This window comes from Agrobacterium sp. LEGMi-208b (genome assembly GCF_059511785.1).
This window is the reverse complement of record NZ_CM183446.1, coordinates 1,811,229-1,834,651: the sequence shown is the minus strand read 5'-3', so window position 1 is coordinate 1,834,651 and position 23,423 is coordinate 1,811,229. Positions and strand designations below refer to the sequence as shown.

General features: G+C 59.2%; 22 protein-coding genes. 12 read left to right on the top strand and 10 right to left on the bottom strand.

Annotation, left to right across the window (positions count from 1 at the left end; translation table 11 throughout):
- Nucleotides 1-30 precede the first annotated feature (30 nt).
- The 4 genes from AC5YUO_RS22940 to AC5YUO_RS22925 all read left to right on the top strand — a co-directional run bounded on the left by AC5YUO_RS22940 (nucleotide 31) and on the right by AC5YUO_RS22925 (nucleotide 4,188).
- A complete protein-coding gene (locus AC5YUO_RS22940; RefSeq protein WP_496155357.1) occupies nucleotides 31-1,263 on the top strand; it encodes an ABC transporter substrate-binding protein in 1,233 nt (410 codons plus the stop codon).
- A 116-nt stretch (nucleotides 1,264-1,379) separates the two neighbouring features.
- Nucleotides 1,380-2,282, top strand: a complete 903-nt coding sequence (locus tag AC5YUO_RS22935) for a carbohydrate ABC transporter permease (RefSeq protein WP_496155356.1) — start codon at nucleotides 1,380-1,382, stop codon at nucleotides 2,280-2,282.
- Complete coding sequence (locus AC5YUO_RS22930) at nucleotides 2,279-3,106, top strand: carbohydrate ABC transporter permease (protein ID WP_496155355.1); 828 nt, start codon at nucleotides 2,279-2,281, stop codon at nucleotides 3,104-3,106. The genes AC5YUO_RS22935 and AC5YUO_RS22930 overlap by 4 nt, the downstream gene beginning before the upstream one ends.
- A complete protein-coding gene (locus AC5YUO_RS22925) occupies nucleotides 3,103-4,188 on the top strand; it encodes an ABC transporter ATP-binding protein (protein ID WP_496155354.1) in 1,086 nt (361 codons plus the stop codon). The genes AC5YUO_RS22930 and AC5YUO_RS22925 overlap by 4 nt, the downstream gene beginning before the upstream one ends.
- Before the next feature lie 68 nt (nucleotides 4,189-4,256).
- On the opposite strand, the gene AC5YUO_RS22920 is transcribed toward AC5YUO_RS22925, so the two are convergent.
- Together AC5YUO_RS22920 and AC5YUO_RS22915 are read right to left on the bottom strand one after the other, a co-directional pair.
- Nucleotides 4,257-4,937 (bottom strand): pyridoxine/pyridoxamine 5'-phosphate oxidase, encoded by a 681-nt coding sequence (locus tag AC5YUO_RS22920; protein ID WP_496155353.1) that lies wholly within the window; start codon nucleotides 4,935-4,937, stop codon nucleotides 4,257-4,259.
- On the bottom strand, nucleotides 4,934-5,653 hold the full coding sequence (locus tag AC5YUO_RS22915; protein ID WP_496155352.1) for an HAD family hydrolase: 720 nt from the start codon (nucleotides 5,651-5,653) through the stop codon (nucleotides 4,934-4,936). The genes AC5YUO_RS22920 and AC5YUO_RS22915 overlap by 4 nt, the downstream gene beginning before the upstream one ends.
- Before the next feature lie 106 nt (nucleotides 5,654-5,759).
- On the opposite strand from AC5YUO_RS22915, the gene phnF reads away from it, so the two are divergent.
- Entirely contained in the window at nucleotides 5,760-6,482 is a 723-nt protein-coding gene (gene phnF / locus AC5YUO_RS22910) for a phosphonate metabolism transcriptional regulator PhnF (protein WP_496155351.1), read from the top strand.
- 17 nt (nucleotides 6,483-6,499) lie between these two features.
- A complete protein-coding gene (locus AC5YUO_RS22905) occupies nucleotides 6,500-6,724 on the top strand; it encodes a hypothetical protein (protein WP_496155350.1) in 225 nt (74 codons plus the stop codon).
- A gap of 46 nt (nucleotides 6,725-6,770) precedes the next feature.
- Here the strand turns inward: AC5YUO_RS22905 and AC5YUO_RS22900 are convergent, their stop codons facing one another.
- Nucleotides 6,771-7,439 (bottom strand): transglutaminase-like cysteine peptidase, encoded by a 669-nt coding sequence (locus tag AC5YUO_RS22900; RefSeq protein WP_496155349.1) that lies wholly within the window; start codon nucleotides 7,437-7,439, stop codon nucleotides 6,771-6,773.
- Nucleotides 7,440-7,672: 233 nt separating this feature from the next.
- Between AC5YUO_RS22900 and AC5YUO_RS22895 the strand changes: the two genes are divergently transcribed.
- The 3 genes from AC5YUO_RS22895 to AC5YUO_RS22885 all read left to right on the top strand — a co-directional run bounded on the left by AC5YUO_RS22895 (nucleotide 7,673) and on the right by AC5YUO_RS22885 (nucleotide 11,726).
- Nucleotides 7,673-8,689 carry a DUF1402 family protein gene (locus AC5YUO_RS22895; protein ID WP_496155348.1) on the top strand — a complete coding sequence of 339 codons (1,017 nt, stop codon included), beginning with the start codon at nucleotides 7,673-7,675 and terminating at the stop codon, nucleotides 8,687-8,689.
- 376 nt (nucleotides 8,690-9,065) lie between these two features.
- Nucleotides 9,066-10,625 carry a TerC family protein gene (locus tag AC5YUO_RS22890; RefSeq protein ID WP_496155347.1) on the top strand — a complete coding sequence of 520 codons (1,560 nt, stop codon included), beginning with the start codon at nucleotides 9,066-9,068 and terminating at the stop codon, nucleotides 10,623-10,625.
- Between the two features lie 114 nt (nucleotides 10,626-10,739).
- A complete protein-coding gene (locus tag AC5YUO_RS22885; protein WP_496155346.1) occupies nucleotides 10,740-11,726 on the top strand; it encodes a LacI family DNA-binding transcriptional regulator in 987 nt (328 codons plus the stop codon).
- A 33-nt stretch (nucleotides 11,727-11,759) separates the two neighbouring features.
- Here AC5YUO_RS22885 and AC5YUO_RS22880 read toward each other — a convergent pair whose 3' ends face one another.
- The 3 genes from AC5YUO_RS22880 to AC5YUO_RS22870 are packed head-to-tail and all read right to left on the bottom strand — an operon-like array spanning nucleotide 11,760 to nucleotide 14,932.
- Nucleotides 11,760-13,445, bottom strand: coding sequence for a metallophosphoesterase family protein (locus AC5YUO_RS22880; protein WP_496155345.1), 1,686 nt, complete (start codon nucleotides 13,443-13,445; stop codon nucleotides 11,760-11,762).
- Nucleotides 13,439-14,047, bottom strand: coding sequence for a dual specificity protein phosphatase family protein (locus tag AC5YUO_RS22875; protein ID WP_496155344.1), 609 nt, complete (start codon nucleotides 14,045-14,047; stop codon nucleotides 13,439-13,441). Before AC5YUO_RS22875 ends, AC5YUO_RS22880 begins: the two co-directional genes overlap by 7 nt.
- A 45-nt stretch (nucleotides 14,048-14,092) precedes the next feature.
- Nucleotides 14,093-14,932 (bottom strand): inositol monophosphatase family protein, encoded by an 840-nt coding sequence (locus tag AC5YUO_RS22870; protein WP_496156550.1) that lies wholly within the window; start codon nucleotides 14,930-14,932, stop codon nucleotides 14,093-14,095.
- 341 nt (nucleotides 14,933-15,273) lie between these two features.
- Between AC5YUO_RS22870 and AC5YUO_RS22865 the strand changes: the two genes are divergently transcribed.
- Nucleotides 15,274-17,232: a putative bifunctional diguanylate cyclase/phosphodiesterase gene (locus AC5YUO_RS22865; protein ID WP_496155343.1), complete on the top strand. Its 1,959-nt coding sequence runs from the start codon at nucleotides 15,274-15,276 to the stop codon at nucleotides 17,230-17,232.
- Between the two features lie 98 nt (nucleotides 17,233-17,330).
- Here the strand turns inward: AC5YUO_RS22865 and AC5YUO_RS22860 are convergent, their stop codons facing one another.
- From AC5YUO_RS22860 to tssH, 4 genes are all read right to left on the bottom strand, one after another.
- Nucleotides 17,331-17,831: a type VI secretion system amidase effector protein Tae4 gene (locus AC5YUO_RS22860; RefSeq protein WP_496155342.1), complete on the bottom strand. Its 501-nt coding sequence runs from the start codon at nucleotides 17,829-17,831 to the stop codon at nucleotides 17,331-17,333.
- Between the two features lie 11 nt (nucleotides 17,832-17,842).
- Nucleotides 17,843-18,232 (bottom strand): Rap1a/Tai family immunity protein, encoded by a 390-nt coding sequence (locus tag AC5YUO_RS22855; RefSeq protein WP_496155341.1) that lies wholly within the window; start codon nucleotides 18,230-18,232, stop codon nucleotides 17,843-17,845.
- A 108-nt stretch (nucleotides 18,233-18,340) separates the two neighbouring features.
- The gene (locus tag AC5YUO_RS22850) at nucleotides 18,341-18,817 is read right to left on the bottom strand and encodes an Hcp family type VI secretion system effector (protein ID WP_003504561.1); all 477 of its coding nucleotides are present in this window, start codon (nucleotides 18,815-18,817) and stop codon (nucleotides 18,341-18,343) included.
- A 57-nt stretch (nucleotides 18,818-18,874) separates the two neighbouring features.
- Nucleotides 18,875-21,544 carry a type VI secretion system ATPase TssH gene (gene tssH, locus AC5YUO_RS22845; RefSeq protein ID WP_496155340.1) on the bottom strand — a complete coding sequence of 890 codons (2,670 nt, stop codon included), beginning with the start codon at nucleotides 21,542-21,544 and terminating at the stop codon, nucleotides 18,875-18,877.
- 220 nt (nucleotides 21,545-21,764) lie between these two features.
- Between tssH and tssA the strand changes: the two genes are divergently transcribed.
- A complete protein-coding gene (gene tssA / locus AC5YUO_RS22840) occupies nucleotides 21,765-22,820 on the top strand; it encodes a type VI secretion system protein TssA (protein WP_496155339.1) in 1,056 nt (351 codons plus the stop codon).
- A 65-nt stretch (nucleotides 22,821-22,885) separates the two neighbouring features.
- The gene (gene tssB, locus AC5YUO_RS22835) at nucleotides 22,886-23,395 is read left to right on the top strand and encodes a type VI secretion system contractile sheath small subunit (protein ID WP_010973761.1); all 510 of its coding nucleotides are present in this window, start codon (nucleotides 22,886-22,888) and stop codon (nucleotides 23,393-23,395) included.
- Nucleotides 23,396-23,423: the final 28 nt, after the last annotated feature.

Below are 23,423 nucleotides of genomic sequence, written 5' to 3'. Positions count from 1 at the left end.
TGCAGAGACGATAACCAAGAGGAGGAGATTATGGGTATCGCGAAATGCATGATGGCCGGCGCGTTTATGCTGGCGGGCGTATCCGCCGGCGCTATTGCGGCGCAGGCAGAAGATGTGACGTTGACCCTCTGGTCGCTGGATCGTGATATCCAGCCCGCGCCGAACCTTATCAAAGAGTTCAACGCACTCAATAACGGCATCAAGATCGAATACCGGCAATTGCAGTTCGACGATGTGGTGAGCGAATCCATGCGCGCCTATTCCACCGGCAATGCGCCCGACATCATCGCCATCGACAACCCCAACCACGCCATGTTCGCCGCACGCGGCGCCTTTCTCGACGTGACGGACATGATCGCCAAGTCTGATGTCATCAAAACGGAGAATTATTTTCCGGGACCACTGAAATCGGTGATGTGGGACGGCAAATATTTCGGCGTGCCGAAGGCCACGAACACGATCGCGCTTTATTACAACAAGGACCTGTTCAAGGCTGCCGGGCTCGATGCGGCAAAACCGCCGCAGACCTGGGACGAGCTGGTGGAGGCGGCTCGCAAGCTGACCAATCCTTCAAAGAATATTTACGGCATCAGCTTCAGCGCCAAGGCGAATGAAGAAGGCACCTTCCAGTTCCTGCCCTGGGCGCAGATGGCGGGCGCGACCTACAAGAACATCAATACCGAGGGCGCCGTCAAAGCGCTCGAAACGTGGAAACTGATGTTGGATGAAAAGCTCGCATCACCGGACACGCTGACGCGCAGCCAGTGGGACTCCACCGCCACCTTCAACGCCGGCAACGCCGCCATGGTCATTTCCGGCCCATGGGAAATCGACCGCATGCTGAAGGACGCCAAGTTCGACTGGGGCGTGGCCCTGCTGCCCGTGCCCACGCCCGACGCCCCACGGTCTTCGGCCATGGGCGACTATAACTGGGCGATCTTCTCCAAGACCAAACATCCGGAAGAAGCCTTCAAGGCGATCGAGTTCTTCGCCTCGAAGGACAAGGACATGTTCAAGAACTTCGGCCAATTGCCGGCGCGCTCGGATATTCCCGTGCCTCCAACCGGTAATGCGCTGAAGGATGAGGCGCTGAAGACCTTCGTGGAGCAGCTAAAATATGCGCAGCCGCGCGGCCCCTCACCCGAATGGCCGAAGATTTCCAAGGCGATTCAGGATGCCATCCAGGGTGCACTGTCGGGGCAGATGACGCCGAAAGCCGCGCTCGATCAGGCCGCTGAAAAGATAAAGCTGGTCGAAGGCTGATCCGGGCAGGCGGCCGGGTTTCTCTTCTCCGGCCTCCACTCAACGGGTTCCTCCCGGTGGGGCTGCCTGCCGCGACAAGCGGCGGCGGCCCCGACTGGAGCTTGCGAGGATGTTTCATGAAAAAACTGTTTTCCAGCGTCAGTGACGGTCGCGGTTTCGATATCGTCCTTGTCGCCTTTCCTTTGGGCTTCCTGTTCGTCATGGCGGGGCTGCCGCTCATTTACAACATCGTCATGAGCTTTCAGGAAGTCGACATGTTCAGCCTGGGCACCTTCGTGCGCCCCTTCGTCGGCTTCAAGAATTATGTCGATCTGTTCCGGCAGCCTGAAACATTGCCCATTCTCATGAACACGGTCACCTTTGTCGTCGCTTCCATTGCCGGGCAATTCGCCATCGGCTTCGGACTGGCGCTGTTCTTCTGGGTGAATTTTCCCGGCGCCACCTGGCTGCGCGGCCTGTTCCTCGTGTCCTGGGTCATGCCCGGCCTCGTCGTCGGCGCCATCTGGAACTGGATCCTCTCGGGCGATTTCGGCGTCCTGAATTTCTTCCTGCGGGAAAGCGGCATGATATCAGGCAATATCTTCTGGCGTTCGGATGCGAATTTTTCGCTCTGGGCCGTCGTCATCGCCAATATCTGGCTCGGCACCTCTTTCAACATGATCCTGCTTTCCGTCGGCCTCGCCTCCATTCCGGGTGATCTTTACGAAGCGGCGAAGCTTGATGGCGCCAATGCCTGGCAACGCTTCTACACCATCACCCTGCCAATGATGCGCTCCACCATCGGCGCGATCGTTTCGCTCGGGCTGATCTTCACGCTGCAGCAATTCGATCTTTTCGCCGCCATTACCGACGGCGGACCCAATAACAGCTCCAACGTGGCGCAATATTGGGCGTGGGATCTGTCGTTCCGGCAATATGATTTCGGCAAGGGCGCAACGATATCCGTCATCATGATCGTTTTCGTCATGCTGGCATCCGTCGTTTATGTGCGCTCGACACGGCATGAGGTGCGCGGATGAGCACCACCAACCGCAATCGCCTGATGCTGGCAATCGCCATCGTTCTCGCCATCATCTACCTCTTCCCGCTTTACTGGATGTATCTGACGTCGCTCAAAAGCGGCTCGGAGATGTTCGCCAATCCGCCCTCCTTCTGGCCCAGCGATCCGCAATGGCAGACCTATGCCTATGTCTGGAACAGCCGCAACATGGGGCGCTACCTGTGGAATTCGGTGCTGATCGCGTCGAGCGCGGTGTTTCTGATCACCATTCTCGGCGTCGGCTGTGCCTATGTTCTGGCGCGGTATCGCAATGTCTGGGTGGATATCGGCCTGTTCCTCATCCTCATGCTGCAGGTTCTGCCGGCATCGCTGATGATCACGCCGATCTTCGTCGGCTTCTCGCAATTCGGGCTTCTGGATTATCCGCGCCTGTCGGTCATCCTCGCCATTGCGGCCAAAAGCATGCCCTTCTTTGTCGTACTGGTGCGCGCCACCTTCATGGCGGTGCCGCAGGAACTGGAAGAAGCGGCGCTGGTGGACGGCAATTCCCGCGTCGGCGCCTTCTTCAACATCGTGCTGCCGCTTGCCAGAAACGGCATCCTCGTCAGTGCCATCCTCATCTTCATGCAGGCCTTCGGTGAGTTCGTCTATTCGAAATCGATGATTCAGGCGGCGGAACTGCAGCCCGCCAGCGTCGGCCTCAATTCCTTCATGGGCCCCAATACCAGCGAATGGAACAACATCATGGCCTATGCGACGATGTATGTGACGCCCATTCTCGCCCTCTTCATTCTCTTGCAGCGCCGCATCGTTTCCGGCCTGACATCAGGAGCGCTCAAATGACCCTTCAGATCGAACTTTCCGGCGTCAACAAATATTACGGCGCCTTCCATGCGCTGAAGAACATCAACCTTTCCATCGAGAAGGGCACCTTCGTCGCACTTGTCGGCCCTTCCGGCTGCGGCAAATCCACGCTTTTGCGTTCGCTCGCGGGCCTTGAAACCATATCGGCCGGCGACATGCGCATTGCCGGCACGCTCATGAATGGCGTGCCGCCACGCAAGCGCGATGTGGCCATGGTGTTCCAGTCCTATGCGCTCTACCCGCATATGACGGTGGAGGAGAACCTCACCTATTCGCTGCGCATGCGCGGCGTCGCCAAGGCCGAGGCCCGCAAGGCGGCGGAAGAGGTTGCGGCCACGACCGGTCTTTCCAAGCTGATGAAGCGTTATCCGCGTGAACTCTCCGGCGGCCAGCGCCAGCGTGTGGCCATGAGCCGGGCGATCATCCGCAATCCGCAGGCCTTCCTGTTCGATGAGCCGCTTTCCAACCTCGATGCGGCGCTGCGCGTTCATATGCGCAAGGAAATCCGCGCGCTGCACGATCGCCTGCATGCCACCTCGGTCTATGTCACCCATGACCAGATCGAGGCGATGACCATGGCCGATCATGTCGTCGTCATGCGTGACGGTGTCATCGAACAGCAGGGAACGCCGCTGGAACTCTACGACCGCCCGGTCAATCGTTTCGTTGCGGGCTTCATCGGCTCGCCGGCGATGAATTTCATTCCGGCGACCGTCAGCCCGGATGGCGCTTCCCTTCAGCTTAGGTTCGGCGAAGCCGAGCCGCAGCAGTCGGTCAGGAACCCTGTCTCCCTGCCTCCCGGTAAAAATGTAATCGTCGGCATCAGGCCGGAACATATCCGGCCGGCAACGGCAGTCGGGGCGGCATTGACGCTGCCTGTTTCCGCTGTGGAAACGACCGGTTCGGCGACCTTCCTCACAACGGCAACATCCACCGAACTGGTCATCGCGGTGCAGGGACGCAGCGCGGTCAAAGCCGGTGAAATGATCGGCCTCGACATCGACCCGTCCGATATGCATTTGTTCGATGACGAAACGGGTGTCGCCCTCCTGAACCGGTAAGCCTGAGCCAAATGAGGCGCCCGGACCATCGGCAGGATCAGGAACCGTCGCGACGGTCCGCGTTGGTTTCACGGCCAGAGAAGGGACCTTTCCCACGTCGGATTATCCCCGACAAGACCATATCGCAGCCGCTTGTGATTGCGGTCGGATGCCCCCTGCCAGAACTCCGCGACAACGGGCGCAACGGCATAGACACGCCATCCCGGGGACACATAATCCGGATTGGCCGCGATGAGCGCCTGTGCCTCGGCCATGCGGCTTTCGAGGCCCTCGCCCGCTTCCAGAATTTCGCTTTGCCGCGAGGCGATGGCGCTGGCCCGCGAGCTTACGGGACGGTCGAGAAAATCTTCCGCACATTCACCGTCGGAAAGCATGATTGCGGGGCCACGCAGGCGAACCTGCCGTCCGAGCGCCGACCAGTAGAAGGTCAAAGCGACGTGCGACCTGTTTTCGATCTGCCGCCCCTTGGGGCTCTCGGCCTTTGCGGCAAAATGCCAGCCGCGCTCATCGAGGTTTTTCAGGATCAGCATGCGGGCATCGGGCCAGCCGTTCTCGTCCACCGTGGACAAGGTCATGGCGTGCGGCTCGCGGATACCGGCATTGAGGGCATCGTCCAGCCACAGGGCAAAAGCGTCCTGTGGTGTATCGGGCAGCGCAAGCGGATCGCACTCCGGAAGCGGCGCTTTCAGCGACGGGATTTGGCGCAACCTGTCTTTCATCGACAGGGTAATGGCCTCGGAACATGTCATGGTCGGTTCTCCTCTAAAATGATGGCGGGAATGGCGGAAAGCTCGGTGACCGAAAGTCCGGGCCCCGGGCCTTCAGGTCGCACCAAGATGGTCGAGAGACCGGCGGCCCGGCCGCCGGCAATGTCGGCATGGGGATTGTCGCCAATCATCCAGCAAGCACGATGCGGTGCGAGCACTCCGGCCACATGATGAAAAAGCGCGGCCGATGGCTTCTCAAGGCCGATCAGGCCAGAGGAAAAAACATGATCCATGCAGCTGGAGAGGCCGATGCTTTTCACCAGCGCCGGGAGTTCCGGCGCGAAATTGGACAGGATCACATGGCGCCAGCCGGCAGTGGATAATTGATCAAGCACAGGCATGGCCTGCGGATCGACTTCCCAGCCGGTGGGATCGAGATAGATCTCGCGCGAATGTTTTGCGACCTCCGCCGCCATGCCTCGGTCCATGCCCAGCGCCACGAGCGCCGCTTCGGCTGCGGTGAGAATGGCACGCCACCACGCTTCTGCGTCCCCCGCGAAGGCATGTGCGAGTTCTGCCCGATGCCAGGGAAACGCGCCGGACAAGAACGGACGGATATTGTCGGCCATGCCGATGAAGGCGGGATCGACCATTCCCGCGGCTGTCTCCAGCGCGCCGGTATAACGTCCTCTGCGAACGGCAAGGGTGCCCTCAAAGTCCCAAACAATGTAGCGATCAGGCGAAATACTGGTAATCATGCGGACAACCGAAACGAATGAGTTTTAAATAGGATATACCACTGTTAAGAGGTATATACCTTTAACCTCATTCATGTGACATCTGCAAGACAACCGGACGCCGTGCATGGACAACGCAACATCAGAAACAAAATCTTTATGGCGGCAGGTCGCCGCCGCGTTGCGCGGGCGGATCGAACAGGGAGAGTTGAAACCCGGCGAAAAAATTCCCTCCAGCCAGGACATCGCCCGGGAATTCAACGTCAACCGGATGACGGCGCGCCGCGCGCTGGCCTCACTGGAAGAAGAAGGACTGCTCCGTATTCTGCATGGCAGCGGCACCTTCGTCAGCGACGCGCCGATTCCTTACGTCGTTGGCCGCCGGGTCCATTTCGACCGCAATCTTGAAGCCGTGAATGCGCGCCCGGACCGCAAATTGCTGCGCTGGTGGCTTGAAACGGCGACGGAAGATGTCGCAGCAGCTCTCGGTCTTGGCATAAAAGCGCCGCTGCTCGCCCTGGAAATCGGCGCTTACGCCAATGGTCACCCCATCGGCATCGGCACCCGCTTTTGTTGTGCGACACGGTTTTCCGGCTTTCCGGAGATTTTCGAAGAGCTGGGATCGATCAGCGAAACACTGAAACGGTTCGGCGTGGTTGACTATCAACGTGCAAAAACAATCGTCGTCGCACGGCTGCCCGCACCTCACGAACATCATTTCCTCAAATCGTCGAAATCGCTGCCGGTGCTCGCCTACACCGCAATCGACCGGGCCGCGGACGGAAACCCGATATCCTGCTTCATCGGCTGCTTTTCGTCACAGGCAATCGAATTGCACATCACCGACTGAGGCGCAGGGAAACGCAAATGAACCTGCGCATGAAGACATGCCTTTTTGTTGCCGCTGCCGGCCTTCTGGCATTCGCCGCTTTCCAGCTGAAGGATTTTTACATCGGCATAGGGGAACGCGCCATGGGCGGTTATGACGGCTCCTCCACCAACTCCGATGCAGCCTTCGAGGCCGCGCGTGAAGCAGAGGAGGCGGCGGCCCGCGCGGAGGCCGCAGCCGATGCCCTGAAACGTCAGGACTGATCGTTGCGGCACCTTCGGCAGCGATTCCCCAAGAAAACCGCAGGGATCAGCGGCTCCTGAACAGGTCGAGGATGTTGCGACGGCTGGTGGTTGCGGGCACCGCAGTACCGCGTTCGAGCTGGCGGGCGGCGATGGCAGGCGTGCCCGAACCTTCGATATCCACCCACCGGCCGGCATGTTCTGTGGATTGGCGCTTGAGGTAGGTATAGGGCGTTTCATCCCATCGAAAGATCTTGGTTTTCATGTTGTCGAGGATGAAATCGCCGCGATCCGTCCTGACCGTCAGCACGGCATGGCCCTGGGACTGTTCGTCCAGCACCACCGTGATCAGCAGGTCGGAAACAGGCAAACCCGCATCCATGAGCCGCTTGCGTTTTTCCAGCACGAGATCATCGCAATCTCCTGCGCCCTTATAGGGATATTCCCAATAGTCCTCATAACCCCACACTTCCATGTCGGTCCGCTGGTCGATCTCGACATTGACGGCATTGTTGACCGAGACGATGGTCGCCCAGAGATCGGGCGTGAGATTGAGCGGCGGCGTGGATTTTACCGGCTGGCACTCGGACGAATGCCGCTGGCAGAAGTCATAGTGCCCGACGGGTTGTGACGTGATCCTGCCCGTCTGCATCGAGGGAGACGCCTGCGCCGGCGCGGCCAAACCCACGACAGCCAGAATGAAACATGCTTGCAGCGATTTGATGAGATGGCTCATGTTCGTCTCCTGACGACATGCGCTACCCGTGGCGACTTGAGGTCGCATGAAACAAAATGTTCGACTTTTAACGACCCCGAAAATTCCGGCCCGGATGGGTCGAGAAGAAGGGAGCAACAGCATTCGGGGCGGCAGCAACGGTAAAGTGAGCGGCGGCAACTTGCCACGCGTGGGCGGCCTGCCTTAAGAAGGAGCCCTCACCGCAACACGATCCCCATCATCGAGAACGCTGTATGAGCCTGTTTGCGAAGTCCACCCGCGCGGCCGCTGTCCTTCTGGCGCTGGCCTTCCTGCCTTCTTATGCCGCAGCCCAGCAGATGGTCGTTGTGCCTCCCGGCAACCGCTCGGTCGAACAGCCCGAAATACCGCAGGCCTCCGCCATCAGAACCAAGGCGTTCGCCACGACCTACGAGGAAAAATTTCGCAAGACGGTCGATCTCCTGAACAGCGAACCCGGCCTGCTGGGAAAAATCAGGAAGGCAGGCGCGGCCTATGGCATCGACCCGATCCACATCGTTGGCGCCATCGTCGGGGAACATACCTTCAACGTCTCGGCCGTGGATCGCATGCAGACCTATTATATCAAGGCCATCTCCTATGCCGAACTCGATATCAAGTTCAGCTATAACGGCGTGGCCCTGAAGACATTTCTCCAGCGGCCGGAATTCCGCTCCTGCGAGGCGCTTGCCACCACCTCGCAACAATGGAGCTGCCGCGATAGCGTCTGGGACCAGAGCTTCCGTGGCAAGGTAGTGGATGGCGCCAGCTATGAGGCGATCTCCTTCCAGCGGGCCTTCTTCCAGCCCTTTTACGCGGGGCAGACTTTCGGGCTCGGCCAGATCAGCCCGCTGACGGCGCTGCAGGTCACCGATCTCGTGAACAAGACGAGCGGCCTTGCGAAACTGTCGGCCGACAGGCCGAAGGATATCTACCGCGACGTCATGGATCCCGACCGCAGCATCCTCTACATCGCCGCCATCATCAGGGATTCCATCGACGCCTACAGGGAAAAGGGCTTCGACATTTCCGGCAACCCCGGCATCACCGCCACGCTCTACAATGTCGGCCAGCCAAGACGCCGCGCGGAACGCCTGCGGACCGCCGTGGATGCGGGCGCAAAAAAACTGTTGCCGGTGGAAAACTATTATGGATGGCTGATCAACGACCGTCTCGACACCCTGAAAAACATTCTCGACGGCAAGGCCATCGACCGGCGCACCACCTCCGATATTGGCGAGCCTAAGCAATAGGGGCTTTTTGCCGGCGAACGGGTAGCAATCGCCCAGATTGCACAGCATCCGATGTTTCGAACAATTGTCGCGTATTATACGCGCCAAGATTGCCAAACCGCACCATTTCGGCGGCAAAAAATCGAAAACCGCTTTTCCAACCGTCGAAAATTTGCTAGTTGGACCGGCACAAGAATTTACTGATAGTGGGATAAATCCGCCCTATGCCTGACGAAGGCGACAGTACCGACAGTAGTCGACACCGAACGAGGCTGGCTCGCATAACGCGACGCCAGCCTCGGATTTTCTTGTTTTTCTCAAAGCAGATGCTTCCAGCCTCGGATGTTCGGTCCGGGGCTTTGCGCGTTCGCACCCATTCCCATAAAGGCTCCTGAACATGGAATTCCTCGCAGATCCGAATATATGGATCGGCCTCGTCACCCTTATCGTTCTCGAAGTCGTGCTCGGCATCGACAATCTCGTCTTCATCGCGATCCTTGCCGACAAGCTGCCGCCGCACCAGCGCCATCGGGCCCGGATCGTCGGCCTGTCGCTGGCGCTGATCATGCGCCTCCTGCTGCTTTTTTCCATCTCATGGATCGTCACGCTGACGCGGCCGCTTTTCAGCATCGCGGATTATTCCTTCTCGGGGCGCGATCTCATTCTCATGCTCGGCGGCGCGTTTCTTCTCGCCAAGGGCACGATGGAATTGCACGAACGGCTGGAAGGTGACCAGAAGCCGAAACAGGGCAAGGTCGTGCATGCGGTCTTCTGGCAGCTCATCGTGCAGATCGTGGTGCTCGATGCGGTGTTCTCGCTCGATAGCGTCATCACCGCCGTTGGCATGGTCAATAATCTCTGGGTGATGATTACCGCCGTCTGCGTGGCCATGGCCGTGATGATGGCGGCATCCAGGCCGCTGATGACCTTCGTGTCGAAACATCCGACCGTGGTCATTCTCTGCCTCGGTTTTCTCTTGATGATCGGCTTCAGCCTGATCGTCGAGGGCTTCGGCTTCCATCTGCCCAAGGGTTATCTTTATGCCGCCATCGGCTTTTCCGTGCTTATCGAGGCGGCAAACCAGATCGGCCGGCGCAACCGTGAAAAGCGTATCACCGCCGGAGACATGCGCGAGCGCACCTCCGATGCCATTCTGCGGCTTCTGGGTGGCCGGGTCGGCGAACAGCCGTCCCTTGGCGAGACCGCCGACGTCATTGCCGCGCAGGCCGCGCAAGGCGATCTGTTCAAATCCGAGGAAAAGGACATGATCCGCGGCGTACTCACGCTTGCCGAACGCCCCGTCATCTCCATCATGACCCCACGGACGGAGATCGACTGGCTGGATATCGACGCCGATCACGACACGTTGAGAAGCCGCCTGCTGGAACTCGACCATTCCCGGCTGATGCTGGCGCAGGGCAAGCTGGACTCCTTCCTGGGCGTCGCCGCCACCAGAGACCTGCTGCGCGATCTGCTGCATGACGGAAAACTGAACCTCGAACGTTCGCTGCGCGAACCCCTTGTCGTGCATGAAAGCGCCACGGCCTTGCAGGTCATGGAACAGCTGCGCACATCGCCACTCCAGATGGCCGTCATCATCGACGAATACGGCACGCTTCAGGGTATCGCCACGCCCACGGACATTCTCGAGGCGATTGCGGGCGAGTTTCCGGACGAGGGTGAGGAATCGCAGATTTCCGGACGGTTGGAAGACGGCTCCTGGCTGCTCGACGGCACCGTCGATGTCAGACGCGTCTCCTATCTCCTTGATATCGATCTGGTGGATGATGCCGACCGTTACTCTACTATCGCGGGCTATATTCTCTGGCGCCTCAGCCGCCTTCCCGAAATCGGTGAGCGTATTGCCGGCGACGGGTTCGAATTCGAGATCGTCTCGTGCTCCGACCGAAACATCGAAAAGATCCGGGCGTGGAACACCAGCCTTTCTGATGGATGATCCGGGCGTGGGAGGTGGTGGGCAACGGCACCTCCCGCCCGAATGTCTCGATTGGAATAGGCGGCGCCCTATGGCCTGTGATATCAGACCATGGTTCGCAACGGGGGGAATCGAATGGCGAGAGGGTTCGTGACAGCCGAAGAGGTAGCGAAAAGGGCCGGGGTTTCGCGCTCCGCCGTCTCGCGTACCTTCACACCCGGCGGCAGCGTATCGAAGGCCGTCCGGCGCAAGGTGCTGAAAGCCGCACAGGAACTCGGCTACCGCGTCAACCGTCTGGCGCAGGGCCTCAACAATGACCGTTCCAACCTCATCGGGGTCGTCGGCGCCAATCTCAGCTCTCCCTTCATTTCAAAGCAGCTCGATCTGCTGAGCATCGGGCTTCTGCGTCGCGGCCTGCAATGCCTGCTGCTGAATGCGGCGGATGCGCGCAAGGACATCGCTCCGCTGATCGAACGGCTCTTCGAGTTCCGCGCCCAGGCTATCGTCGTTCTCTCCGGCGAGCCGCCGGCCTCGATCGTCGACGAATGCATCGCCAATGGTGTGCGCCTCATCCTCATCAATCAGCGTCTTGACCGCACCGATACGAACATGGTGCTGAGCGACGATTCCCGCGGTGCCGAGCTTGCCGCCATGCGACTTGTGGAGGCAAAATGCAAAAAGGTCGCGGTCATTTCCAGCGGCAGCCAGACGCCGGCCCAGTTGCGCCGCGCCAGCGCCTTCACCCAGCGCATGACCATCGAAGGCATCGAGGTCGTTCCATGGTCCGGCGGACCGACGAGCTATGACAGCGGTTATCAGGCCGGCCGCGAGTTGCTGACCGACAAAACGATAGACGGCGCCTTCTGCGTGACCGATCTGCTGGCGCTCGGCTTCATGGATGCCGCACGGCTGGAAATGGGCCGTCGAGTACCGGAAGACATATCGATTGTCGGTTTCGACGATATTCCGCAGGCCGGCTGGAAAAGCTACCAGCTGACGACCGTTGCCCAATCCTTCGACGCGTTGACCGAGAAGGTTTTGACCGCGCTCGATAGCGATGAGCCGGAAACCCGGCTTCAGGTCGTACCCGTCTCGATGGTGGAGCGCATCACCGCGCGCTAGACGCTTCCACGTCCATCCGCCGGCATCCTCCGTTCAAACCGCAACGCGTTCGTGACGCGGTGCAAGCCGAAGCGTCAGATCGCCCGGGCTGCTCTCGGCACGTTCAAGAAACAGGCCGAGGGCTCCGAAGAAGATTTCGAGAAAACTCTCCACCGAACCATCGTGATGATCCGGCGCGCGACCGAAGCGCTCCGCCAGCATTCGATAAAGGGAAAGCCGGTGCGGCGCGATATGCGGCAGCGCAAGACCTGCGCCCTGGCGCAGGCAATACCAGTCGGCAATCAGCTCGAACATCGGCAGCTCTGAGGACAGGACAGCATCGTCGGACGAGGATAGGCCTTCGTCTCCAAGCAGGCCGAGAACGTCCCGAATGCTTTTGTCGGCGATTGCCGCGACGACCTCGGCTGGCCATTCCCTGGTAAAATAACGCTGCCTGATCAGCGCCCGGTTATGGCCCAGCAGAAAATCACCGTAATTGCCGGCAGCAAAAGCCCGGTCGTTTTCCTCGCCCGCCAGTCCCGTTTCCTGCGCGTAACCACGGCAAATGCGGTCATTGACCGGAAGGGCAGCCATCTCCACCGTCTCGACAAGGATTTCCTGCCGCGACGGATGGACGACCTTGAAGGCGGGCGGAAAGGCGACAAGCGATGGCACGGCGATATTGGTGAGCGAATTTTCGCCCTCCCCGCGCCGCGTCACGCCTTCCACATGCAGGTGCCCGCTGAAATGGACGGCAAGCCCGGCCTGTAACAGCGCATCCTCCACGGCCCTGCGCGGCGTGCGACGCACGACATTGGTTTCGCCGAACAGGGCGCTTTCTGCGCCGCTTGCACCATCGAAAGGGTCGAGCGCCGGATAATGGGAAAAGCCGAGCAATGTCTTGCCGTGCATTTCCGCCCTGCGGCGCACATCGGCGATCCAGTCGATGAGGAAAGGCTTGCAGCGCAAAAGCGCATTCCAGCCACCGGAGGTGCTGTCGGTGAAAGCCGCCTCCTCGCCCGTTTCAAACGCACCATCGAGCGGCTCGAAAATATTGGCATCGATCATCAGCAGCCAGAGGCCCGGCTCCGGCTCGACCAGATAGGAGGCATCCATCAGGCGGTAGACATTGCGCCCATCGGGCGAGCGCACCTCATACAGCCGGTCTTCCGCCGCATCGGACATTCCAAAAGGGGTTTCCCAATGCAGATAGTCCGGCTGACGGAAATAACCGAAAGCCGCCATCGGACCAAGGCCCGCAGGATAACCCTCGCAATACATCCGGTCGCTGACGACAACGCGCTCACCGGCCCGCCGTGCATCGCTTGAAACGGAAAGACATTTGCCGTTCTCCGTCAGAAACTCCTTGGTATGGTGCCGCCCGCGAGGGCCGAAAATATCGTGGTTTCCGGGCAATGCGTAGAAGGCCGTGCCGTGGGTATCGCTGTGGCGCTGCAGGATGCCCTTCAGCGTTTCAGTCGTCACCCGCTGGCCATCATCGGTATAATCGCCCAGCAGCACCACATGGCGAATGCCGCGCTGCCGCACCTCTTCGAGCGCCGCATGGAGCGCATCGGCGCTCTCGTTGAAAACCCGGGTGGATTCGCGTGTATCCGACCAGCTGCGCATGGTGATGCGCTGGCCACCGATCTCGATACCGGGAAATCCGAAATCAGCTGCCGTGTCATGGAAATGCGCGTCGGCGATGATGGCAACGGAGGGAAGCGTGCGTGTCAGCATGGTTGAGCGGTCTTTCTGCCCTCGACCATGTCGATCCAGTCGGAAGCACGGCGAGCGGCTGCATAAAGCATCGGTTTCGGCGTCTCGAACCATTCGTCAGGCCGCAGCTCCCGTTTCGTGCGGATCACGGCCAGCGCATCGTCGAGGGTCGGATAGAGATCCGGCTGCTGCTTGTGCAGGAAAAGCGCCACCAGCGAGACAGAACGGCTGCGCCCACTGCGGCAATTGACCAGCACATTGCCGCCATCGGCAAAGGGATAGGTTTCCCGCTCAGGCATGGTCTGACGCAACGCGCCGTCGAGAATGTAATAGGCACCCAGCATCATGGTGTCGGGGCTGCCCTCGCCATCGATAAGGCCAAGCTTGTAGTAGCGGATATCGCCATAGCCAACGGCGCGCCTGTCGCCCTCTTCCGCCACGGCCTGCACGAGATTGATATCCAGATTGACGGCGCAATTGACGACGGTGGTGATGCCATGCCGGCGAAGGAGCCCGAGATCACCCGCACCATCGCTGCCGCCGATGTAAAGCGCAGCACCGTGCGGGCCGAGCCCTTCCGCAATCAGGCTGATTGCAGGCCGGGCATAAACGGGTCCATCCATGTCATTCCTCCCCATGCACGAAGGACCCAGGGCCCCCGTCATAAATCAGGCCGATGCAGCCTGAGGATGATCCGAAAGCTGCCGCGCGGCCAAGACTATATTCGATGCCTGGCTGATGCCTTTGGCAACACCGGCAGCTGCGGCCAGCACCGGTCCGCCATCCCTGAGACTGCCGATCTCCAGAAATGGGCACACATCGCCGCCAGCTTCGCTGACGAGTAGCAGCCCCGCAAGACAATCCCATGAATTCATATGCAATTCGAGATAGCCATCGGAACGGCCATCGGCCACATAGGCAAGCGCCAAGGCACCGGAGCCGGCGCGGCGAACATTGGCGCCCATATCGAGCAGGTTCTTGACCACATCGAGATAGGTGGCGTTCGCGATACGGGTAGACCACCCCATCTCGATCGAAGCCGCATCGAAACGCTCCGTTTCCGCAGTCCGGATCGGCTGCCCGTTGCGTGTCGCTCCCTCGTCGCGACGGGCGAAATAAAGCTCGCCAAGGGCGGGATTATAGATCGCGCCGATTTCGGTCCGGCCGTTTTCGACATAGGCGATTGAGATGCAGAAATGCGGAATGCCACGGGCAAAATTGGCGGTGCCGTCGATAGGATCCACGACCCAGACGCGCTCACCGATCTCGCCGCCGCCCTCTTCACCGAAAAAACTGTCTTCCGGGAAAGCGGCCGAGATCACGCCGCGAATATGCGCTTCGGAAGCCGCATCGGTCACCGTCAGAAAATCCTGCGGCCCCTTCATCGAAAAGCTGCGCGTCGCCTCGCCCTGAAAACCTTTCAGCACCAGCTCCCCTGCCGAAAGAATAACGTTGCGGCACAATTCGGCACGCGCCGCCAATGTGTCGGGATAGTGGATCGAATCCATGCGCAAGAACCATTTCTCAAAATTTGAACACGCGCCCATGTTGCACACGCGTTCAATCTTTTCAAGAGAGTTTGAAAAGGAATTGACGACCATCGGAAGCGGCCAGTCTCATCATGCCAATTCGATGGATTCGCGGCAGCTCATGACAAGAGACAAAGGGCCTTCACACCATCACGAGGGGTATTTGAGAAAGTGCTTAATAATGGAAATAATAAACTGTTGCGAAGTGCGGCGCCTGCATCTTGCGGTTGATGGAGTTGTCTATCGGTTAACCCTGTGTATTTCCAATGACGTAACAGGAATTATGTTACAAATGACGCTCTGTACTTGAAGAGCCATGAATGAAAATACTGAACGCCACACAAAGATTGCAGGATTTCATGTCCGTCCGGTCTGACAATCCTGATTTGCTGAAAGCACAGTACCGGGCTTTCACCCGGCAGATGCCGATGATGTATTTCATTTTGCTCTCAAGCACCTGGGCGCTGGCGGTGACCCATATGCAACTGGCGCCGCTCTGGCTCACGGTTGGAGTTCCCGCTCTCTTCACGCTCGGCTGCACGCTCAGGGTCGCCTTCTGGTGGAGGACACGTGGCAGGGATCCCGAACCCCGTGTGGCGCACGCAGCCCTTCGGCGCACAAACCGCCTCGCCGCCGGCATAGCCATGGCGTTCACGCTCTGGTCTTTTCTACTTGTGCCCTATGGGGATGCCTATACGCGATCCCATGTCGCCTTCTATATGGCGATTACCGTCATTTCCTGCATTTTCTGTCTGATGTATGTGCGCTCGGCCGCCTTCATGGTGACGGTCATCGTCAATGGCGCCTTCATCGCCTTCTTTCTGGCGTCACGGCAACCGACATTTGTCGCCATCGCCATCAACGTGCTGCTGGTCTGCGCCGGCATGATGTCGATCCTTTTGACCAACTACCGCAATTTCGAGCGCATGGTCATTTCACAGCAGCGCACGGAAGCGCTGAGCAACGAAAACCTGCTGCTTGCCAATATCGACAGCCTGACGGAACTGCCGAACCGCCGCGCCTTTTTCGCCCATCTTGAAGCCGAACTCGAAAAGGCCAGAGCCAACGGAACCCGGCTGGCGCTGGGGGTCATCGATCTTGACGGGTTCAAGCCGGTCAACGACCTTTACGGCCACTCGGTGGGAGACAGGCTGCTGGTCAATGTCAGCAAGCGCCTCACGGCCAATCTGAAAGCCAGCAGGGCCTTTCGACTGGGTGGCGATGAATTCGCCATCGTCGCTCCGATCATCCCCGATGACCAGCAACTCGTCGCAAATGCCAATGCGATCTCCGAGCAGTTGAAGGCGCCGTACCATATGCCGGAAGGGACCGTGCATGTGTCCGCTTCTATGGGAATAGCCGTCTTTCCAAACCTTGCCTCCACGCTTGAGCAGCTTTTCGACAGGGCGGATTATGCCCTTTACCATGCCAAGAAAACCCGGCGTGGTGATGCGGTTCTGTTCGATGCGGAACACGAAAAGCAGATCAATATCGAAGCCCGCATCGAGCATCTGCTCAAACAGCGGGATATGGAAAACGAGCTTTCGGTCGTGTTCCAGCCGATCGTCGATATACGCGACGGAAGAACGGCAGGTTTTGAAGCTCTGGCACGCTGGCACAGCCCGGTTCTCGGCCATGTGCCGCCTTCCCAGTTTTTTCCCATCGCGGAACGGGCCGGCATCGTCAGTTCGCTGACGCGGCCGCTTCTCAAGATGGCGCTGGCCTCCGCCGCCAAGTGGGAACCTTCCCTTCGCCTGTCGTTCAACCTCTCGGCCCAGGACCTCAATTCCCATGAGGGCGTGCTGTCCCTGCTCGGCATCATCGAAAACAGCTGCTTCGATGCGCGGCGTCTCGACCTTGAAATCACCGAGACGGCCTTTGCGCATGATTTCGAACAGGTCAGGCAGTCGGTCGAAATGCTGCGGCGTCTCGGCTGCGGCATTTCGCTGGACGATTTCGGCACCGGTTATTCCAGCCTGACGCGACTGCATGCATTGCCGCTGACCAAGATCAAGATCGACCGCAGCTTCGTCACGGATCTGCACGAAAAACCGGCCAGCTACAAAATCGTGAAATCCCTTCTCACGCTCAGCCGGGACATGGGGCTGGAATGTGTGGTGGAAGGCGTGGAAACACCAGCCGAGCTTGCCGCGCTTGAAGGCCTCGGCGCCACGCTGGTGCAGGGCTATATTTATGCGCCGCCGCTGGGAGAGCAGGAGGCCCTGGAATTTCTTTCGGCGTGGATGCATGGAGGCAGAGCATCCACGGGCAAAGTCTAGAACAGGTTCCGCCAATCAAACCGGCGAAACCCGTTCAAGGCCGTCTTCCAAACCGCCCCGTGGTCTCCGCAAGACAATAGGGAGTTCCCCCGACCCGATCAGGATCCGCGGCTCGCCTGCAGTGGCCAGAACCAGATCGTTTCCGAATTATAGTAGCAGGCCGATGCGCATTGGGTGGCTTCCGAACCGCCGCGCACGAGATCGATGTGACCGCCGCCGGTATAACCGGGGATATTGTTGAAGGCCACGACACCGTTGCGCGCGCCGATGCCGTTGCGCGCCGTCGTGGGGGTGAAAGGCTCGGGCTCACCGAGATAGCTCGTCCTCTTCATCAGGTTGGCGAGACGGTGCATGTTCACCTCTATGCCCTTTCCGGCAGAGGAGCCTTTCTGGATGCGGTGCGAAGAGGGCACGATGTTGATGCCCGACTTCACGAAAGCGATGCTGACGCGGATGGCGCAGGTATTGTGATAGTTCGGATTGCCGATGAAATCTTCCCAGCCGATTTCGGTGAACAGATCACGCTGGCTGAGATAATTCGGATGCGACGGGTCGCTGCTCGGATAATTCTTGTAGAGAGTATCAAAGTTAACACGCATGGTTCGTCCCACTAGTTACTTTTCTGCTCACAGGGAAAGGAGACCTTGAGCGCCTCCCGCACGAGAATGGCTGCCTGTTCATCCAGTTTTTCCGCAGGCATATCGCTAAGATAGGTGTAGATCCGGTCGGTGAGTTCATGGGGCGCCACGGCACCCGCACCGCACCAGTCCGTTCCGCTTGTCAGATCGGCCACACCGGCGATATAGGCGCTCGATTTTGCGACGGAAACCAGCCGCCGCATTTCCGGATCAGACACTTCAGGGGCAAGTTTGCCCTCGATGGCCTGCTTGAGTTCGGCACCGGAGAATATCCATGTCCGTTCCTCGGCCCCGGCCGGTGAAAGACCGGACAGAGCCAGAACAACCGGCACGGAAACAAAAAACGCATATAGGGAGCGCATGGCAAACCCGCCTCGTCCAACGTGGATGAGAAACATCACGACGTGAGCTGCAAAACTGCAATGAAAACGTTCCGGTGCCGGCAATGCCGGCACCGGGTCGCGTGGCTATCAGGCGGCCTTGGTCGTCGCCAGATCGTAGGAAGCGATCATCGGAGACTGCGGCGAGTTGTTGTCGTCGAACGGCGTGTACTTCACTTCCATTTTCGTGAAGTTGAGCTTGATGGTCTCCACCGGACGGTCACCGCTGGAATCCACCGAGTAGCTGGCGATAAGCGTGTTCGTCAGCAGGTATTCGATATAGGTGTTGCCCGGATTGCCGGTCGTCACCAGGTGGATCGTTGCAAGCTTGCCGGTGCGGCCGGCGCAGGCTTCCTGGAAAAGCTTCGTGGAAGAAGAATCGCTGACCTTCGTCAGAATGACTTCCGAGATGGTCGGTTCGGATGCTTCGCGGTTTGCAGCAGAACCAGCAGAGGTGTTCATGTTGCGGGCCACGTTCCAATGAATGGCTTCAATGTCCATCCACTTGCGGTGCTCCTCATGCGTGGCGTCGCCCTGGATACCGTCAATCTGCAGATAAATTGGCATGCTGTAAGCTCCTGTAGCTGAAATGACCTCTTGCTTCGAGGCCGCGTTACCCTTCGTCTAATGCCGCATGCGTCGGGTAGCCCCATCCGACGCGGCAACTTTATCCACCCCAACCTCTTCGGTTACGGCGAATTCATCTGCTTCCCCAGCCGCTTCGGCACGAATGCCGAACCCGTTTTCACCAAAATCGACAACGATCTTCCCGACGCGTTCTCCCGCAATGACCTTCTCGAGGAAAAAGCTGGAAAGAGGCGGCAGGAGATCCTTGCCGATCATGATCTCGATGGCGCGTGCGCCAATTTCACTTGCACCGGCGCGCACCACCAGGGCATCGCGCGCCGCATCGGACAATCTCAGGTCGGTGCCATATGTTGCGAGCACACGTTCCCTGATCTTGCCAATCTGCATGTCCACGATCCTTGCAAGCTCCTCCGTGCCGAGCGGCATGAAGGGCAGAATGATCGTGCGCCCGAGGAATGCGGGCTTGAACTGTTTGGAGAGCTCCGGCATCAGAAGCGCTTCCAGCGCCTCACCTTCCGGCATCGTGTCGGGATCGGCGGAAAGCGCCGAAAGCAGTTCCGAACCGGTATTGGCCGTCATGAAGATCGTGGTGTTCTTGAAATCGACGTCACGGCCTTCGCCATCGCGAAGCACGCCCTTGTCGAACACCTGATAGAAAATATCCTGGACGCCGGGGTGGGCCTTGTCGATCTCATCGAGAAGGAGAACACCGAACGGCCGGCGGCGCACCGCTTCCGTCAGCACCCCGCCTTCGCCGAAACCGACATAACCGGGCGGTGAGCCGAGAAGCAGCGAAACCTTATGCTCCTCCTTGAACTCCGACATGTTGATCGTCGTCAGATGGCTGTTGCCGCCATAGAGCAGATCGGCCAGCGACAGCGCCGTTTCGGTCTTGCCCGTTCCGGACATGCCGACAAGGAAAAACACGGCCGGCGGGCGGCGCGGATCGGACAATCCGGCACGGGCGGTGCGCATGGCATCGGCAATCCGGGTAATTGCGGCATCCTGCCCCACCACCCGCTGCCGCATGCGCTGATCCAGCGTGCGGGCACTTTCGATCTGGTCCGCCAGAAGCTTCCCGAGCGGAATCCCGGTCCATCGCGAGACGACGGCGGCAATCGCTTCACGATCGACCACGGTCGGCACAAGTCTTTCGGCATTTGCCGGCCGCATATCCGCGGCAGGCCGCAGATGCGAAACATTCGACGCGCCTGTTTCGGCCGGCTGCTCTTCGCTGAGCGCCGCCAGTTCGGCCATCTCCGCGTCATATCGGCCGCGCAGATCATCGATCCCGCCCTCAAGCCGTTCAAGCTCGTCACGTATCGACTGGATGCGGTTTTGCATGTCCTCATCCTGCGGTTCACGCAGAAGCCAGTTCAACTCGTCCGACAGAAGGCGCCGCTCGCTTTCCATGGCGCGCAGCCGCTCCGGCAGGGTCTGGCGTGCCAGCGAAACGGCCGCGGCGGCCGTATCGAGCAGGCTGACAGCCTTGTCCGGCAATTGCCGCGCTGGCATGTAGCGCGCGGATAATTGCACGGCGGCCACGATTGCCTCGTCACGAACGGTGACGTTGTGATGGCTGACGAAACTATCCGCCACACCGCGCAACATCCGTATCGCGGTCGCCTCATCCGGCTCGCGCACATGCACGGGCTGGAAACGACGCGTCAGCGCCGCATCTTTTTCGAAATATTTCTTGTATTCGCTCCACGTCGTCGCCGCGACGGTCCGCACTTCGCCTCGTGCGAGTGCGGGTTTAAGAATATTCGCCGCATCGCCCTGACCCGCAGCCCCACCCGCGCCGACAAGGCCATGGGCCTCATCGATGAACAGGATGACCGGTTCGGCCGAACGCTTGACCGCGTCGATCACACCGTGCAGGCGCCGCTCGAACTCACCCTTCACGCCGGCACCGGCCTGCAGCAGCGAAATATCGAGGTTCAGCAGGCGGACATTGCGCAGTTTTTCCGGAACGTTGCCGGAGGCGATTTCCAGCGCCAGCGCTTCGGCGACCGCCGTTTTGCCCACACCGGCCTCACCCACCAGAATGGGATTGTTCTGCCGGCGGCGCGTCAGAATATCAACGAGCTGGCGCAACTCATCATCGCGGCCGATAACGGGATCGACCTTGCCGTTGCGGGCATCGGCGGTCATGTCCTGGGTGTAAAGGCGCAAGAAATCGTTCTGGCCGGCGGTACCTGCCTGTCCTGCACCTACCGATGCGGAAGGAATATCCGCGGCTGCGCCGGTGTCGGACGAGCTGCGAAGACGTTCGAGCGCCGCACGATCCATCGCCTTGAGAGACGGGAATGCCGAGCGGACGAAGGAGCGAAGTGAGGTTTCCTCATCCATCGCCAGCAAGAGATCGCAAAGCGTCACGCGGTCACGGCCAGCCTCCAGCGAAGCAAGAACCCATGCCTCGCGGGCCGCCGTCAGGATGTTCTGGGAGAGCGACAAGGCCTCCCCGTCGCCGATAATGGCCTCTTCCAGACTCCGGCCGATTTCAGCCTTCAATACCGGAAGTGGAATTTTTAATTCCTCGAATGTTTCCGCATAGATACCGGTATCCACAACCGCCAGCAGCCAGTGCGGGATATCCACGTATCTGTGCCCCATGCGCACCGCAATGGAAGCCGCAGCTTCAAGGGTAACGCGCAGGTCTGGCTCAAGCGCTCCAATGAGGCGATTGAGATCGATATGCGACATGCAATGAGCCTCCTGCCCCGGTTCATTCCACAACGTGACGTGGAATAACTATGATGATGAAACCGGGTTGTCCACCCCGAAGTTTATTTTTTATCGGGTTAGATTAGGCAGTAGACGCCACAATTTAGACACATTTTGAATAAGTCTGTCTGATCAATAGCCTCACGTAAGGGAAGTAACTACAAAAAATCCATTACTATTTTCTGGGGATAGACTACTCTTGGATACGCAGCATGTTAAAAGAGATATAGAATTTTTGGGGAATTGCGGAGATAATATCCGCAACGATTCAAGAATGCGTGAAATATACTATAGAATTAAGGACGAAAGAAACCAGGCACGCGCAGAAGAGCGGGCTGCATCCCCCCAGGATAACCTGAAGATTTCCAGTAGCTGGGACAGTGTCAGCAATCTTGGATTGCAGATTATATATTCCGAAAGCAAGGATGTTGAAATATTGGCGTGGCTCGCGGAAGCAAGCCTGCGACTGCGCGGCTTCCATGGGCTGCGCGAAATCTACGAGCTTTGTGGTGATCTTTTTTACAACCACTGGGACTCATTGCGCTCGATCAGCGATGATAATGACGAGGAAAAATTTGCACCTTTTGCGGGATTGAATGGCATTGGCAGCGAGGGGACACTTGTTCAGCCGCTCCGGCTGGCATCGTTGATCCCCGGGGGGAAGTTCGGAGAACACAGTCTCTGGGATTTCCAGCTGGCGCAGCGTCCGAACGAGAGCAAACGCCGCGAAGAACTGTACCGGATAGCGTCCGAGGCAGGTGTCGCCGCCATGTCTTCCCATCTGGCGGCGGTGAATGCCTGTCTCTCCTCGTTTGATGCCATCACGGCCGTTCTTTCCGAACGTTGCGGCCAGGCCGCCCCCCCGAGTTCCAATATCCGCAACACGCTTATCGAAGCGGCCGCGGCAATTCGCACGCTGGGTGGGCGCGACCAGGAACCGGCACCGGTCGAACAGGCACCGGCCGTCGTTGCGGGCACCGATGAAAGCGGGCAGCCGGCCGTTCGTGCACCTGCAGCCTCCCCGGAAGGCATATCTTCGCGCGATGAGGCGTTTGAAACTCTTCTTTCGGTTGCGCGTTATTTTCGCCGTACCGAACCGCACTCACCGATTTCGCTCTCCATCGAAACGCTGGTTCGCAGGGGGCGCATGGATTTTTCGGAACTGCTGGCGGAGCTTCTGCCGGAAGCGCAGGCCCGTAACGCCGTTCTGACGGCCGCCGGCATCAAACCCGGCGGAGACAACAACGGAAAATAACCAACTCGGGGCGAGACGACGCCCCGTAACAGTCATCCATGCCAAGGGGCATCAAGGAGGTTGAAATGGCAAGTGTACATGAAAAGCTGGAGCGGGTTCGCAAGCCCCGCGTTCACATCAAATACGAAGTCGAAACCGAAGGCGCGATGGTGGTCAAGGAGCTGCCTTTCGTGGTCGGCGTGCTCGGTGATTTCTCCGGCAATCCCACCCAGCCGCTCAAGCCGTTCGGCGAGCGTAAATTCGTTCAGATCGACCGCGACAATTTCGACGAAGTCATGCGCCGTATGACGCCGGGCCTCAACATTTCCGTTGCCAATACGCTGCAGAAAGACGGCACGGACATGCAGGTCAACCTGAAGTTCGAGAGCATGGACGATTTCGAACCCGGCGCCGTCGTGCAGCAGGTTCCGGCGCTCAAGGCGCTTCTGGATGCCCGCAACGAGCTGCGCGACCTGCTTTCCAAGGCCGACCGCTCGGAAGATCTGGAGCGGATGCTGGAAGATATTCTGCAGAACAAGACCGACCTCGCAACGCTGGTTTCCGAACTGAAGGAAAAGAACGGCGCGAGCGAATAATCGCCTGTGCGGAGGAGAACCTCCCCGA

Coding starts and splice junctions, on each gene's coding strand:
- AC5YUO_RS22900 (WP_496155349.1), bottom strand. CDS start 7,439: ATGAGCCATCTCATCAAATCGCTGCAAGCATGTTTCATTCTGGCTGTC.
- AC5YUO_RS22905 (WP_496155350.1), top strand. CDS start 6,500: ATGAACCTGCGCATGAAGACATGCCTTTTTGTTGCCGCTGCCGGCCTT.
- AC5YUO_RS22935 (WP_496155356.1), top strand. CDS start 1,380: ATGAAAAAACTGTTTTCCAGCGTCAGTGACGGTCGCGGTTTCGATATC.
- AC5YUO_RS22920 (WP_496155353.1), bottom strand. CDS start 4,937: ATGACATGTTCCGAGGCCATTACCCTGTCGATGAAAGACAGGTTGCGC.
- AC5YUO_RS22860 (WP_496155342.1), bottom strand. CDS start 17,831: ATGCGTGTTAACTTTGATACTCTCTACAAGAATTATCCGAGCAGCGAC.
- AC5YUO_RS22850 (WP_003504561.1), bottom strand. CDS start 18,817: ATGCCAATTTATCTGCAGATTGACGGTATCCAGGGCGACGCCACGCAT.
- AC5YUO_RS22890 (WP_496155347.1), top strand. CDS start 9,066: ATGGAATTCCTCGCAGATCCGAATATATGGATCGGCCTCGTCACCCTT.
- AC5YUO_RS22875 (WP_496155344.1), bottom strand. CDS start 14,047: ATGGATGGACCCGTTTATGCCCGGCCTGCAATCAGCCTGATTGCGGAA.
- AC5YUO_RS22880 (WP_496155345.1), bottom strand. CDS start 13,445: ATGCTGACACGCACGCTTCCCTCCGTTGCCATCATCGCCGACGCGCAT.
- tssB (WP_010973761.1), top strand. CDS start 22,886: ATGGCAAGTGTACATGAAAAGCTGGAGCGGGTTCGCAAGCCCCGCGTT.
- AC5YUO_RS22870 (WP_496156550.1), bottom strand. CDS start 14,932: ATGGATTCGATCCACTATCCCGACACATTGGCGGCGCGTGCCGAATTG.
- AC5YUO_RS22930 (WP_496155355.1), top strand. CDS start 2,279: ATGAGCACCACCAACCGCAATCGCCTGATGCTGGCAATCGCCATCGTT.
- AC5YUO_RS22865 (WP_496155343.1), top strand. CDS start 15,274: ATGAAAATACTGAACGCCACACAAAGATTGCAGGATTTCATGTCCGTC.
- AC5YUO_RS22885 (WP_496155346.1), top strand. CDS start 10,740: ATGGCGAGAGGGTTCGTGACAGCCGAAGAGGTAGCGAAAAGGGCCGGG.
- AC5YUO_RS22895 (WP_496155348.1), top strand. CDS start 7,673: ATGAGCCTGTTTGCGAAGTCCACCCGCGCGGCCGCTGTCCTTCTGGCG.
- tssH (WP_496155340.1), bottom strand. CDS start 21,544: ATGTCGCATATCGATCTCAATCGCCTCATTGGAGCGCTTGAGCCAGAC.
- AC5YUO_RS22940 (WP_496155357.1), top strand. CDS start 31: ATGGGTATCGCGAAATGCATGATGGCCGGCGCGTTTATGCTGGCGGGC.
- AC5YUO_RS22925 (WP_496155354.1), top strand. CDS start 3,103: ATGACCCTTCAGATCGAACTTTCCGGCGTCAACAAATATTACGGCGCC.
- AC5YUO_RS22855 (WP_496155341.1), bottom strand. CDS start 18,232: ATGCGCTCCCTATATGCGTTTTTTGTTTCCGTGCCGGTTGTTCTGGCT.
- AC5YUO_RS22915 (WP_496155352.1), bottom strand. CDS start 5,653: ATGATTACCAGTATTTCGCCTGATCGCTACATTGTTTGGGACTTTGAG.
- phnF (WP_496155351.1), top strand. CDS start 5,760: ATGGACAACGCAACATCAGAAACAAAATCTTTATGGCGGCAGGTCGCC.